The organism is Leptospiraceae bacterium (genome assembly GCA_024233835.1).
Lineage (GTDB): Bacteria > Spirochaetota > Leptospiria > Leptospirales > Leptospiraceae > JACKPC01.
Genome location: JACKPC010000001.1, coordinates 1,743,080 through 1,755,980 on the forward strand (window position 1 = coordinate 1,743,080; position 12,901 = coordinate 1,755,980).

The 12,901-nt window shown below is 38.1% G+C and carries 15 protein-coding genes; 5 read left to right on the forward strand and 10 right to left on the reverse strand.

Annotated features, from left to right (window positions below):
* Window positions 1-42: 42 nt before the first annotated feature.
* From H7A25_07980 to purH, 7 genes are all read right to left on the reverse strand, one after another.
* Window positions 43-462, reverse strand: coding sequence for a molybdenum cofactor biosynthesis protein MoaE (locus H7A25_07980; GenBank protein ID MCP5499824.1), 420 nt, complete (start codon window positions 460-462; stop codon window positions 43-45).
* On the reverse strand, window positions 463-705 hold the full coding sequence (locus H7A25_07985) for a MoaD/ThiS family protein (protein ID MCP5499825.1): 243 nt from the start codon (window positions 703-705) through the stop codon (window positions 463-465).
* 3 nt (window positions 706-708) lie between these two features.
* A complete protein-coding gene (locus tag H7A25_07990) occupies window positions 709-1,668 on the reverse strand; it encodes a radical SAM protein (GenBank protein MCP5499826.1) in 960 nt (319 codons plus the stop codon).
* Window positions 1,669-1,804: 136 nt separating this feature from the next.
* On the reverse strand, window positions 1,805-3,970 hold the full coding sequence (locus tag H7A25_07995) for a molybdopterin-dependent oxidoreductase (GenBank protein ID MCP5499827.1): 2,166 nt from the start codon (window positions 3,968-3,970) through the stop codon (window positions 1,805-1,807).
* A gap of 113 nt (window positions 3,971-4,083) precedes the next feature.
* The gene (locus H7A25_08000; protein MCP5499828.1) at window positions 4,084-4,680 is read right to left on the reverse strand and encodes a molybdenum cofactor guanylyltransferase; all 597 of its coding nucleotides are present in this window, start codon (window positions 4,678-4,680) and stop codon (window positions 4,084-4,086) included.
* A 5-nt stretch (window positions 4,681-4,685) separates the two neighbouring features.
* Window positions 4,686-5,339: a hypothetical protein gene (locus H7A25_08005; GenBank protein MCP5499829.1), complete on the reverse strand. Its 654-nt coding sequence runs from the start codon at window positions 5,337-5,339 to the stop codon at window positions 4,686-4,688.
* Between the two features lie 2 nt (window positions 5,340-5,341).
* The gene (gene purH, locus H7A25_08010) at window positions 5,342-6,883 is read right to left on the reverse strand and encodes a bifunctional phosphoribosylaminoimidazolecarboxamide formyltransferase/IMP cyclohydrolase (GenBank protein MCP5499830.1); all 1,542 of its coding nucleotides are present in this window, start codon (window positions 6,881-6,883) and stop codon (window positions 5,342-5,344) included.
* A 184-nt stretch (window positions 6,884-7,067) separates the two neighbouring features.
* Here purH and H7A25_08015 point away from each other — a divergent pair, with 184 nt between their 5' ends.
* Entirely contained in the window at window positions 7,068-7,622 is a 555-nt protein-coding gene (locus H7A25_08015; GenBank protein MCP5499831.1) for a Uma2 family endonuclease, read from the forward strand.
* A gap of 38 nt (window positions 7,623-7,660) precedes the next feature.
* Here H7A25_08015 and H7A25_08020 read toward each other — a convergent pair whose 3' ends face one another.
* Together H7A25_08020 and H7A25_08025 are read right to left on the reverse strand one after the other, a co-directional pair.
* Entirely contained in the window at window positions 7,661-8,146 is a 486-nt protein-coding gene (locus tag H7A25_08020) for a hypothetical protein (GenBank protein ID MCP5499832.1), read from the reverse strand.
* A 52-nt stretch (window positions 8,147-8,198) separates the two neighbouring features.
* A complete protein-coding gene (locus tag H7A25_08025; protein MCP5499833.1) occupies window positions 8,199-8,813 on the reverse strand; it encodes a phosphoribosylglycinamide formyltransferase in 615 nt (204 codons plus the stop codon).
* A 110-nt stretch (window positions 8,814-8,923) separates the two neighbouring features.
* On the opposite strand from H7A25_08025, the gene fliS reads away from it, so the two are divergent.
* From fliS to H7A25_08045, 4 genes are all read left to right on the forward strand, one after another.
* A complete protein-coding gene (fliS, locus tag H7A25_08030) occupies window positions 8,924-9,376 on the forward strand; it encodes a flagellar export chaperone FliS (protein ID MCP5499834.1) in 453 nt (150 codons plus the stop codon).
* A gap of 3 nt (window positions 9,377-9,379) precedes the next feature.
* Complete coding sequence (locus H7A25_08035) at window positions 9,380-9,760, forward strand: hypothetical protein (GenBank protein ID MCP5499835.1); 381 nt, start codon at window positions 9,380-9,382, stop codon at window positions 9,758-9,760.
* A gap of 22 nt (window positions 9,761-9,782) precedes the next feature.
* Window positions 9,783-10,259: a DnaJ domain-containing protein gene (locus H7A25_08040; GenBank protein ID MCP5499836.1), complete on the forward strand. Its 477-nt coding sequence runs from the start codon at window positions 9,783-9,785 to the stop codon at window positions 10,257-10,259.
* 95 nt (window positions 10,260-10,354) lie between these two features.
* Entirely contained in the window at window positions 10,355-10,777 is a 423-nt protein-coding gene (locus H7A25_08045) for a hypothetical protein (GenBank protein MCP5499837.1), read from the forward strand.
* Here H7A25_08045 and H7A25_08050 read toward each other — a convergent pair whose 3' ends face one another.
* Window positions 10,778-12,730 carry a PAS domain S-box protein gene (locus H7A25_08050; GenBank protein MCP5499838.1) on the reverse strand — a complete coding sequence of 651 codons (1,953 nt, stop codon included), beginning with the start codon at window positions 12,728-12,730 and terminating at the stop codon, window positions 10,778-10,780. It abuts the gene before it with no gap.
* Window positions 12,731-12,901 lie beyond the last annotated feature (171 nt).

Here is a 12,901-nt window from a genome sequence, read left to right on the forward strand (position 1 = left end):
ATGTTATATTCTAATTTAAAAAAATAAGATAGGCTAACTCTTTTAAGAGTGATGTTCGCATTGTAAAACCCAGTCAAAGGTTCCGTCTGCATAGACCTCTTTCTTCCAGATAGGAACTTCGTGCTTAATGCGGTCAATTATCCATCGATTGGATTCATAAGCTTCTTTACGATGAGGCGAAGAGGTGATAATTACAACGGCAGAGTCCAAAAGCTCTACTTTTCCGAGTCTGTGGGTTACAATACAATCGATCAACGCAAATTTTTCGATAGCTTCTTTTTGTATTTTTGCCAGCATTTTATCTGCAAGGGCGATGTTGGCCTCGTATTCAAGGTAAACTACTTCTTTTCCCTTATTTTGATTTCGAACTTCACCGCTAAAGAGAACAATTGCACCCGCACGTTCTGAGTGCATTTTGGATAATTCGTGTGATAAGTTCAGTTTTTCTGTTGATAAATACATTTAACCTCCACTCACCGGTGGCATTATATGAATGGCTTCTCCTTCAAACGGTATATAGTCACCAGCTATGAGTTCCTCCTCATTTGAAGCAAAACAAAGTTCCAGTAAAGAAGAGCCTTCCGGCTTTTGTTGTTTTAAAATTTCTAATATATCTTTTATTGTATTTTCTTTTTTTATTTCCAGTTTAAATTCAGCCGGGAAATAGTTTTTTAACCCGGCAAATGTTTTAATTGTAATCAACATCTCTTAACCACCAATTTCTTTCATAATTGTGCTGCTTCCTGAAAATCTTTCTGTTTGTTTTAAACCCAGAGCAGCAATGAGTATACGTTTTAGTTCATCCGGCTTATCTAACTTGTCCATAATCGAAAAACTTACAGGAGAACTTAGACAACCAAATAGGTTTCCTCGGCTATCCAGTCGCAAGCGATTACAATCTGCACAGAATGGAGAAGATTCATTTGCGATAATTCCAAATATATAGTCTGTGTCTGTTGTTTGCCAGTATCTGGCAGTAGAAGAAGGGTTTCTCGGAAGTTCTATAATACTGTATTTACTCTGAATCGTTTCGAGTATCTCTTTTTCTGAGAAAATGAATTTTCCGCCCTTTTCTTTCAAGTGTCCCATATTCATTAATTCTATATAACGAATTACTATATTACGTTTTCCTGCAAACTCGAGTAGGGGAATGGTTTCTTCATGATTGAAACCTTTCACCAGGGTAGCATTCAAACGGGTTGGAATACCGGCCTGAATAAGACTATCTATAGCAGAAAGAGTTTTCTTTGCACTGTTTCTTTGACTCATACGCTGAAATATAACAGGGTCTGTGCCATCTAAAGAAATATTTACTGAAGAGAGTTTGCAATTTAAGAAAGAAGGGATAAACTTTTCTATGAGAGAACCATTGCTGGTAAGAGTGAGTTTCGGAATTCCCAGATCTCGTAAACCACAGAGTAATTCCCCAAGCTCAGGATATAAACAGGGTTCTCCTCCGGTTAAGCGAACTTCTTCTAATTGTAAAATGGAATGGAGAGACTTTACAATTTGGATATACTCTTTTACGCTTAATCCGGACTGCATCATTTGTGATTTCGAGTCCGGGCTAACACAATAAATACAGGAGAAATTACAGGCATTCCCAAGGCTTAGCCTCAATTTCTTAAAGGTTCTCTTTGAACGGTCTGTAATTTCTTCGAAAGGCATATTTTATACCCTGATCCAAGCCTTTTCTTTAGGCAAAATAAATCAATTTATATTCTCATCACCCTTGATTCAATTTTCAAGATATAAATCAGGAGGCAAAAAATACGTTTTGAAACCCAAATGACTTTTTCTGGAATTAAATCGGTCTTAAGTTTACAGGTACATGTTTATGCAGAGGTGTTTTGGAAAATTCATCACAATGCTTAGCTGAAGTCAGAAAGTTTAAATAAGGACCCTGTTGTATTTCCTCACCATTTCCATCCACCGGATAAATGGCACCGTATCCATTGGGTAAAGAACAGGCTCCTTTTCTACAGTTTTCATTAAATTCCACAAAAACTTCGATTTCTCCTGCCCGGGTAGAACAAATGGCTTTCCCTTTATCTAAAAGGCCGAATTTCACTGCATCTTCCGGATGGATGTGTAAACTTCCTTCCAGATCACTACGCCTCCAATTCGGATCACGAAAAATCACATTAGCTGTGTAAGAACGTCTTTCACCTGCCATTAATAACATTTCCGGTTTATCTGTATTTACTTCTAATTCATCATTTAGTTTGTTTAATTCCTCTAACATGAGTTTATTGTACAGGTGAAATTTTCCATCTTCATGCTTTAGCCAGCGTTTACTAAAGTTATCTTCATACTTATTCAAGCTAAACGCAGTTGGACCTTCTAAAATAGCTACAAATAGTGCATCTCCGAGGGTTTCATAATCTCCCTGTTTATGTCCGGCAGCTAAAACTACATCTTTATTGGCAGAAGCAAACCTTCTTACTAACATATATAAAGGGTATAAAGCTAATCGAACTTTTCTTTCTAAGTGAGGAAATTTTTCCTGGGATAAAACGGGTAAGGGTTTTTCTCCCATTTTTAGTAACAGGCGTTCATATATTTCACTCTCGCTTAGACTTTCTTCTAAAGGTTCAAAAATAGGTTTACGCAGGTAAAAATAGTTTTCCGGAAAGGAAAAATTAAAACTGGAGGCTTCCCATTTTTCAAATTGAGAGGCTGCCGGCAAAACATAGTGCGAAAGTCTCGCTGTTTCTGTCATCGCCACATCAACAGTAACTAAAAGTTCTAATTTAGAGAATGCTTTTATAAGGGCAGCTGTATCTGCCGCTGAAGATATGGGATTGGAGCTATCTACCCAGAGAGCTCTCAGACGTTCTGGATGTTCTGTATCGATTTCTGAGGCTAAAATATTAGGAGGATACATACCGGAAATTGGAAACATTCCGGTGACTTTGGTTTCGTATTTATACTTGCCATCACTTTCGGGTTCTGAATGGGTTAAAAGGGGAATCAGGCTGGTATGAAAGGTATTACATCCTTCTTTTCCAAAACTCCCGGTCACCAGAATCATTAGCTTTTCCAGATAGGAATTAAGAGTGCTATGCGGACTTTGTTCCAGGCCCAGATCGTGGCGAAAGGTTATTTTCTCGGTTTCTTTTATCCAGGAAGCTAATGTTTTTGCCTCTTCTAATTTGACTTCTGCCTTCTGGCAGTAAGCTTCTATATTAACTTTATCTAAATATTCTTGAACTTTATCCCAGCTGACTGTCCATTTCTCGATAAATTTGGAGTCGATTCCTCCATTTTGAATTAGTAAAGAAAGAATGGCTGTCAACAAAAATGCATCTGTTCCCGGTTTGATAGCAATATGCAAATCTGCCATTTCAGCTGTTTTGCTTCGTTTCGGATCAATTACTACCATTCTGCGGGTACTGCTTTTGGAAATTTCATTTAGTATGTTTCTTGCTCTCGGAAACCCGTGAGCCATGTAGGGGTTTGTTCCCCAGAAAATAGCCAGATCTGCATGTTCCAGACCATCTGCTGTCAGGTGACAATCCTGACGACCGAACATTTCTCCTGCGACCCAAAAATCTCCTGTTTTTTCTTGAGCTAAAGAACTATAGATATATCTTGAACCCATCATTTTTCTTAAAGCAGAACTGTTTATGCTTTGCAGGTGATTTCCCTGTCCTCCTCCACCATAGAAAGCAAAACTGTGTCCACCGGAAGTATCCCGAATGCGAATCAACTTTTCTGCGATTTCACCTAAAGCTCTGTCCCAATCTATTTTTTCAAAACTACCATCCGGCTTTCTTTTTAAGGGATGTGTCAGCCGCTGATTATGATTCTGGTAATAATTCAATCTACCGGATTTCTGGCATAGATAGCCTTTGCTGGCCGGATGAGACTTATCGGGTTTTATTTTCTTTATTTCCCTGCCATCCACTTCTAATTCCAGGCCACAATTAGAATCGCAAAGTATACAGGACGATTTGTAGGTTTTCATATGAGCCTCACTTCGTAATGAAATCATTATAAAACAGAACGGTCTGTCTGGTCAATTCATTTTTTCTCTTGCAAAAGAAATTATCCGAACTAAACCGAAGAGGGTTTAAAGGTTTAACCTGAGCCTCTCTTGAAATGCTGGAAATCCTCTGAGGTATTATAATTTTGAAAATAGCTTTTGTTTTCGGAACTTAGTTTTAAATAGTAAGTATGGCTTTTCTGAATGAAGGAGTATAAGCTATAGTTCTCAAGAGTTTGAATTTTGCTGAATAAGTCTTGAAGAAATTCTTTTCTATAAATCGTGCAGAGAGGTTCTATTTTCTGGTTTGTGTTTTGATAAACATAGCAGGTATAGTTCGGTTTAGTTGAATAGATATCCACTAAATTTGTTAGAATCTCCTCATTTATATCTAATAGATCTACTGCCAGTACGAGAAAATCAGAGTCCGGATGTTGATGATGTGTACTCAGGATTCCCTTTAAAGGTCCTTCTCCGAAGGGTTCATCAAAGACCAGGTTTTCAGCCGGAATGTGGGAAAGGTAAAGTTCCTTTTGTTCTTTCCTGATAGAAATATAAGCTTTATCGCAGATACGGAGAAGGAGATCGCGGGCCTCTTTTATACGGATAAGGCCTTCGGAGAAAAAAAGGCCTTTGTCGAAGCCGGCACGGCTGGAGTAACCTCCGGAAAGGACAAGGCCTGAGAGTTGCATCTTACTTATATTTCGAGTTCCTCGTCATCAAACTCATCCACATTGTTGAATGACTCGTTCATCTGTCTTCTTACCGGTGCAATTCCAAAGAAGGTATCGGCTGTTATTTTATAAACTAACAGGGATAATATGATGAGCACATTGATGAGAACGAAGAGGAAGTAGATTTCATGGTAGTAACCATAAACGGTGAGGTTGGCTGCTACCACGGATAAGGAAACACCACTCACAATAGGAATCTCCTGCGAGAAAAATTGTACAAGAGGACTGAAAGGATTCGATTCTCTCTTTTCTCCGAAAAAAGCATCAAAGATGTAGGGATAGGCCGCCATTAGTCCTACCGGCAAAAGAAAGGAAAGAAAGAAGTAGTTTCCAAACTCGTTTGCGTAAAAGGGTCGTCCGATAATGCCACCTAAGAATGTCCATAAATGCCCGAGAACAGCAGATACTAGAAAAGCAATAATTCCATACTGCAAATTTCCATTGTGTTCGAGAGTAGAAATAAACTCGGAAACAAAAATTGAACGAACATCGATCAGTTCATTTCTTGTGAAGTTATCTTTTTCCGGGTCGCGGAAAATGCGAAAATAGTAGGACCCGAGCGAGAGAAAGATAAGAACCAGGATAAAGAAAAGTAAAAAGAGTAAATATACCAACATAATCAGTGCCTGAAGTGCCTCATTCCTGTAAATACCATTATCAGGTTATGCTCATCCGCAGCTTGAATCACCTCTTCATCCCGAATAGAACCTCCGGGTTGGATGATAGCTTTGGCTCCAACTTTAGCGATAGCATCGATTCCATCACGAAACGGGAAGAAAGCATCGCTACCCACATACGTTCCGACTACCGACAAACCTACTTTTTGGGCTTTAGCAGCTCCGAGTTCGACCGAGTCAACTCTTGACATCTGTCCTGCCCCGATTCCGATAGTAGAATTTACATCCGTATAAACAATCGCATTAGACTTAATATACTTTACCACTTTCCAGGCAAACTTCAAACCTGCCCAGTCTTCTTCTGTAGGTTTACGCCTGGATACTACTTTAAGATCCTCCTCTTTTACAGATGCGAAGTCCATATCCTGTATTAGCATTCCATGATGAATGGTTTTGAAATCTAAGAGACTCAGGGCTTCCTTGGGTTTTTCTATTTCGATTAAGCGCACATTGGGTTTGCCTGAAAAAACTCCTCTCGCTTCATCGGTAAAGTTTTTCGCAATGACCCCTTCTACAAAGTTTTTGGTGATTTCTTTGGCCAGTTCGAGATTCACCGTTCCGTTTACACCGATAATTCCGCCGAAAGCTGAAATCGGATCGGTTCTCCTGGCAAGCAGGAATGATTCGAGGGGACTCGCAGCGGAGGCAATCCCGCAGGGATTTAAGTGCTTGATAATCGTAACAGCATTTTCCGGTAACTGGGCTGAAATGTGGAAGGCTGCATCAAAGTCCAGCATATTGTTGAAGGAAAGTTCTTTCCCCTGAAGCGGGCTGAAGTCGCTTCTTTCAAAGATGGGAACATAGAAGGCTGCTTTCTGATGTGGGTTTTCACCGTAACGCAGGTTTTGTTTTTTGTAGAAACCAAAGGTAACGGTTTCCGGAAATTCATCTTTATTTAGTTTATTTAAATATTGCGATATAGCTACATCATAGAGAGAGGTTTTAGAAAAAACCTTACAGGCCAATTTGAAAGAAAGTTCCCTAGTTACGGAACCATCGTTATCCTTCATTTCTTTTTTGAGAGTCTCATAATCGTTTGTGTCGGTTACAACGACTGTATGTTTGAAGTTTTTGGCACCACTGCGAAGCATGGAAGGGCCACCTATATCGATATTTTCGATAGCTTCTTCGAGGCTTACTCCCGGTTTTTTTACGGTTTCGACAAAGGGATAAAGGTTAACGATAAGAAGGTCAATAGAGCCTATCCCGTTTTCTTCGAGCTGTTTACGGTGTTCCTCCAGATCGGTGTCTCCTAAAAGACCTCCGTGTATTTTAGGGTGAAGAGTTTTTACCCTGCCGTGCAGGATTTCGGGTGAACCGGTATAGTCTTCAACTGCTATGGCCTGAACTCCTCCCTCCTGCAGGGCTTTTAAAGTTCCCCCGGTTGAAAGGATTTCTACTCCCCGAGACTCCAGAAATTTTCCCAGCTCGAGGAGTCCTGATTTATCACTGACTGATAATAGTGCTCTTTTGATTTTTATCATCTTATACTTTAGTCCCGTTTTCTATATTTTGTATAATAACGAAAATACATCCTCAGATAAGTTCAAGTGTAAAATTCTTTTTGTAGGTGAGAAAGCGCTAAGCTTATTCTCTATGCGGCACTGGCGGTTTGGGACAGAATAATTCAGGCTTGACAGAGCAGTCGGAGAGTTTTACCTTTTTATCATGGAAGCTCTTCTAAATCAATCTATGGCTGAAAGGGTTCTGCGTTATGATCTGGATACCTACCACAGGCTGGGCGAAAGTGGCTTTATTCCTAAAAATACAGAATTAATATATGGAGTTGTGGTTTATAAAATGACTATTTCACCGGCTCATTCCAGGATAGTTACAAAGCTCGGCCATATTCTCAATCAGCTCTTTTTAGAAGGATTTGTTGTCAGACAAGAAAAGCCGATTTCCATACAAAATTCAGAACCTGAGCCTGATATTTCGATTGTGCAGGGAACTTATGATGATTTTGGTGATAAACATCCTGACACAGCCGCTCTGGTCATAGAGGTTGCCTATAGCTCTTTAGAAGATGACCTGATCAAGGCTGATATATATGCCAGCGGCTTGATACCGGTATACTGGATTCTGGATATTCAAAATAAAAAGACTCATGTTTTTCAGGATCCGGAAAACGGAAAATATAATATTCATACGATTTATGAACCTTCCGTTCCGATTCAGATTCCTCATACAAAGAAAGAAATCAGACTGAGCGAATTGATGTGAATATAATTAGCTCACTGAGGCAACGCGAGAAAAGTAACTTAAAAATTCGTTTTTTGCAGGTCTTGAAGAGAGCCGAATTCGTAGTCTTTAAAATTTTTCAGATAGATTTCCAGTAAGTCTGTAATTTCTTCGATTCGGATGAAATTTCCTGTTTTATTCCTTTCATAAAAATCAAATTTGCAGAGGTTGTAATCTTTTAGAACATTGGGAACTTTGGAGATTAAAATATAATCGAAATACTCCTTTAATTCGTTTTTAATTTCCGGAAAATCTGAAAAAGAATAATGAATTTCATATTCAACATATTGCTTGCTGAGCTTTCGGATTTCTTCGTATTGTTTTAAGTTTATATTCCTGGAATAAATAGAAGAGTCCATTTGCTCCAGATAAAAATTTAAAACATTATCATATTCCTGACTAAAACCCTGACGGAGTTCAATCATGGCAACTTCTCTGAGTTTTCTGAAACAAAAAATTAAATATCCCGAAATTTCCGGATCGATGATCTTTTCACTGGTTTGCATTTATAAATTTCCTGGATAAGGGTATATAAAAAACAGACTATATAAACCCCAACTAGAGTAGAACTGTTTTTCTTCCTTCGATTTTAATTTTACCTTCGCAGAAAAGTTTCACTGATTTAGGAAGAATCTTATGCTCCTCTTTTTGTACTGCCATTTGAAGGGAGACTAAATCTGAGTAATCGGCTACTTTTACCGCCGATTGCAGGATTATCGGACCTGTGTCGACTCCGCTGTCGATAAAATGGGTGGTGCAGCCCACATACCTCGCTCCATACTCCAGAGCCTGTTCTACAGCATTCAGACCGGGGAAGGCAGGTAAAAGAGAAGGATGAATATTAATGATACGATTCGGAAATTCTTTTACGATGAAATCCGGCAAGATTCTGAGATAACCTGCTGCTACTATCAGGTCGGGTTTCCATTTCTTCAGTTCTGTTAAAAGACTTTCGTTAAACAAAAGCTTATTCGGAAACTGCTTGTAGGCTAAAATGGATACTTCCAGTCCATTTTCTCGAGCGATGTTAATGGCTCCGGCTTCCGGGTTATCGGTAATCAGGGCTAGCGCTTTTGCCGGTATCTTATCGGTTTTCAGGGCATTTAGCACCGCCCGCAGGTTGGTACCCCGCGTGGAAGAAAGAAAAACGATTTTTTTTCTCATAAAGAACATATTTTCTGCTGGTAATAATTTCGCTATAAATAAACTATTTATTAACTACTTTCCTGTTTAAGTAGGACCCTAAAATCGTCGATGATCCACTAGGAGCAAAATTCTTCAATATGTCACTTTATCGGAATACAGGTTATAAATCAGGTTACGACACTTATAAATCCAATGAGGTTTCTACCCAGAGCCCTGCTAAACTTATCGTTATGTTATACGATGGAGCCATTCGTTTCTTAAAGACAGCTTCAGATAACATGAACTATAAGAATTTTGATGTAGTAAATAATAATATTAACAGGGCGCATGACATTGTCGATGAACTGATTTCTTCTTTGAATGTAGAGGAAGGAGGGGAAGTAGCTCAGAACCTTTTGAGTCTTTACATCTATATTAATAAAAGAATTATTGAAGCCAATGTGAATAAAGATAGAGAAATCATTTCTGAAGTAATTCACATTCTTGGCGAGTTGAAGACCGCCTGGGAGGAAATTTTAAGGAAGGAAGGGAGTCTCAGCTCTAAAACCCCGGTTACTCCCGGAAAGACTGGTTTCTCTATCCAGGGATAGTTCATGACAACAGGGGAAGATAACCTGGACACCCTGTATTCCAGGAAGCAGGTTCTCCTGTCTCAACTACGAGATAATTTAAAAAAGCAGGATGAAATTCTCTCCTATTATGATGGAGATAATTCCGTGCAACTTACCCTTGAGAATGAAAATCTAACCAAAGAACTTCAGAAGCTCGACTTACAAATAGAGGGAATGGAGAACCAGGGAATTTCTCCAAAACCCGAAACCCTTGAAAGTATCAAAACGGTTTTATTAGAATGCCTTGACTTAGAGCCCCGGGTTTTAAAAAAAATGTTAGTAGTAAAGGAAATGTTTCGGGAGGAACTTAACCAATTTAGTGTTAAACGACAACTGAAACAGTATTTATCCCGGGAGAAATAAGATTAAATCTCAAGAACCTTTTTTGGAAGAAGCCCTGAGTTTTTTTGGTCTCGGTAAGGGTTTCAGTGAAAACGAGCTAAAAAAAAAGTACCGTCTTTTGGCCAAGAAATATCACCCGGATAGGGGAGAATATACCTCGGATGTATTATTTTTAGAGCTGATCCGTTATAAGAATATCCTCGATTTATATTTACAGGAAGAAGAGTCCGAGAATCAGCCGGAAGAACCTCTAGCAGAGAAAAAAAAGCCGGAGAGCGATTTTAGTTTGTACAGGGAAGCAAAGCGAATCGAAAATGATGCGATTTACCGCTATTTTAAAAAGAGGGACGGAGAGCCCGTAAATCTGGAGAAGGAGAAAAATCCTCATTTGCGAGAGCTGCAAAAAGAGCTAACACCTGCTGTAGAGCTATATAAACGCCTTTTCAAAGAATTTCCTTCTTCTATCTGGTGTCAGGATGCAAGAGATTCTCTTGAAAAAATTGCAATCTGGCTGCGTTAAAAAGACGTCAGATTTATATACATAAAATATAGAATCCTTAACATTCTTGTTGCAAAATATAAGAAATAAAAAAAAATCTGTAATTGGAGCCTTTCATGTTTTCCTTTCCTATTTTTCAGCTAATCCTCGATAATATGGAGTACATTCTTCTTGGTATCTTCCTGTTTTTTATTATCTATTATTCGATTCATCCTTTTCGCCTGCTACAACTGGTAGATTCTGTTACTTTTTATCTAAAAAGCTGGAATATCCTTTCTACCGATGATAGGGTGAAGCAATTCTACTACATGGTCAGAAAAAAAACCGCTGTTCTCTTCTATAAAGAGTATACTGAAAAGGAATACTTTCAGAACTCCAAGGATGATATTAATCGAACAATTTCGGATGCCCTTTCTGTTTTACCGGAGGGGAGTAGCGTGAAGGTCTTTACCGAAGAGTCGGATAATGATTTGCGGCAGGTATTTGTCGTGAATGAAGAACCTTATATCACGGTTACTCTCGGCGAGTTGAGGAATTAGTTACTCTTCCTCAGCTTTTTGAGTATTTTTTAGTTTATCGTATAGTTCTTTAAATTCCTTGTTGGGTCTTTGCATTTTTCCCTTAAATGATAATTCCGGTTTTATTCCTTTCACGAAATACATTTCAATTCCATCTTTCTTGTTTTTTACTTCGATTTTTCCCCTGTATTCACAGACAAAAAAATCTTTCACCAGATCGTATGTGGTTCCTGAGATATTTACTTTTCCGATTTCTCCGGAATTTTCCATCCGGCTGGCTGTATTGACTGTATCTCCCCAGACATCATAGGCAAATTTTTTAGAACCTACAAGGCCGGCTACAAGAGGACCCGTGTGGATTCCGAGTCGCATTTCCCAGAAAGGATGTCCCTGTTCCTGTCGTATTTCTTTCATATATTCGGTATGCTGCATAAACTCAAGACCTGCCAGAACGCAATCAATTGCATGAGTTTGATTTTCTTCGGGTATACCACCTGCGCACATAAAGGAATCTCCTATGGTTTTTAATTTTTCCAGACCTTTAGCTTCTGCGATATCATCGAACTCTGTAAAATACATATTCAAAAGTACTAATAGTTCCATAGGACTCATTTTTTCTGAAAGGGATGTGAAATTTTGAAAATCAGAAAACATTACACTTACTGAGGGATAATACACCGGATCGTAAACATTATGGTTTCTTAATTCAGTAACCACTTTTTCCGGCAGGATATTTAAAAGAAGGCTCTCTGCTTCGAGGTAACTTTCTACGAGTTTATTTTTTTGTTCCTGGATTTCTTTCATAGCCGTCTTTAATTTTGTAATATCTCGAATGGCGGCGATACGTACTATACTTCCCATATACGGAATATCTTTTGCTCGAATTTCTAAAGGAAAAATACTTCCGTCTTTTCGAATACCTTCTAATTCATAGCTTTCCTCGGCTTTTTCTTTTAAAAGTTTTCGGTAAGATTCTTTTGTAAAAAGTGTGGATAGATTGCTTCCGAATAATTCATCTCGTTCGTATCCGAATAGACTCGTAATAGCAAAATTGATTTCGAGGATGATGTTATTCTTATGAACAATAATTCCTTCAAATTGAGATTCGGAAAGTGCTCGAAAACTTTCTTCGCTTTCCCTTATTTGTTCTTCATATTTTTTTTTTTCGGTAATATCCATATTTATAGCCAGATAGTTGTTAGTTATACCATTCTGGTCTTTTAAGGGAGTTATGTTTACCGATTCCCAGATGAGTTCTCCATTTTTTTTTCGATTTAGAAGTTCTCCACTCCAGATTTTACCGGATTTGATGGTATCCCAGAGATCAACATAAATGCCGGGAGGAGTTTTTCCTGACTTTAAGATCCGACTATTTTTCCCTATGATTTCATTGAAAGTATAGCCGGTCACATCTGTAAAAGAAGTATTGATAAATTTTATTTTTCCTTCAAGGTCTGTTACCATGATTGAGTTGGCACTCTGTTCTACAATTTGGCTAAAGAGTAATAATTCCTGTTCTAATAATTTATTTAAAGCTTTATCAAATTTTGATAAGGAAAGTTCACTTTCTAATTGTCTTATCGATTGAGAAGTATTTAAGAAGTTTTGTACTTTTAAAGTAATCGTTTCTTCTAATATGGGTTCAAAGATATAATCTGAAGCCCCGGATTTATAAGCCATTAACTGTCTTTTTTCAGAAGGTTTATTATCAAAAATAAGAACCGGAACATCCCTTAAAAAAGGACTGTCTTTTATTTCTTTGCAGATCTGGGGGAAATTCTCTATGTGAAAAAGAATAAGTAAATCTATATTTAGCTTGTGAATTCTTTCAGGAATCGTCTCTCCTATGGTTTCGAGTAATAATTTATGAGGATTTTTTTTTAGTTTGTGTATAAGAGAGTTGGCCTTGTTATCTTCTGGACGCATGATAATAATGGTTCTCTGTTTGTTTGACATTTTGATCCAGGAAGTCATAGATTTATTAATGGGACTGTGCCCCTTCTTTACTTTCGAGTTACCCTATCCTGTATTTAAAAGATGTCAATAAAAAGTTGATTTAATCTGGAAAACTTGAGCTTATTTAACGGTATTTATTAATTTTTAGAAAATCCTTGCAAATCCAGCTTTATCAGGAAATGTAGCGCC

Bases quoted from the DNA above. Each gene is read 5' to 3' on its own strand.
- H7A25_07980 (MCP5499824.1), bottom strand. From the start codon at position 462: ATGTATTTATCAACAGAAAAACTGAACTTATCACACGAATTATCCAAA.
- H7A25_07985 (MCP5499825.1), bottom strand. From the start codon at position 705: ATGTTGATTACAATTAAAACATTTGCCGGGTTAAAAAACTATTTCCCG.
- H7A25_07990 (MCP5499826.1), bottom strand. From the start codon at position 1,668: ATGCCTTTCGAAGAAATTACAGACCGTTCAAAGAGAACCTTTAAGAAA.
- H7A25_07995 (MCP5499827.1), bottom strand. From the start codon at position 3,970: ATGAAAACCTACAAATCGTCCTGTATACTTTGCGATTCTAATTGTGGC.
- H7A25_08000 (MCP5499828.1), bottom strand. From the start codon at position 4,680: ATGCAACTCTCAGGCCTTGTCCTTTCCGGAGGTTACTCCAGCCGTGCC.
- H7A25_08005 (MCP5499829.1), bottom strand. From the start codon at position 5,339: ATGTTGGTATATTTACTCTTTTTACTTTTCTTTATCCTGGTTCTTATC.
- purH (MCP5499830.1), bottom strand. From the start codon at position 6,883: ATGATAAAAATCAAAAGAGCACTATTATCAGTCAGTGATAAATCAGGA.
- H7A25_08015 (MCP5499831.1), top strand. From the start codon at position 7,068: ATGGAAGCTCTTCTAAATCAATCTATGGCTGAAAGGGTTCTGCGTTAT.
- H7A25_08020 (MCP5499832.1), bottom strand. From the start codon at position 8,146: ATGCAAACCAGTGAAAAGATCATCGATCCGGAAATTTCGGGATATTTA.
- H7A25_08025 (MCP5499833.1), bottom strand. From the start codon at position 8,813: ATGTTCTTTATGAGAAAAAAAATCGTTTTTCTTTCTTCCACGCGGGGT.
- fliS (MCP5499834.1), top strand. From the start codon at position 8,924: ATGTCACTTTATCGGAATACAGGTTATAAATCAGGTTACGACACTTAT.
- H7A25_08035 (MCP5499835.1), top strand. From the start codon at position 9,380: ATGACAACAGGGGAAGATAACCTGGACACCCTGTATTCCAGGAAGCAG.
- H7A25_08045 (MCP5499837.1), top strand. From the start codon at position 10,355: ATGTTTTCCTTTCCTATTTTTCAGCTAATCCTCGATAATATGGAGTAC.
- H7A25_08050 (MCP5499838.1), bottom strand. From the start codon at position 12,730: ATGACTTCCTGGATCAAAATGTCAAACAAACAGAGAACCATTATTATC.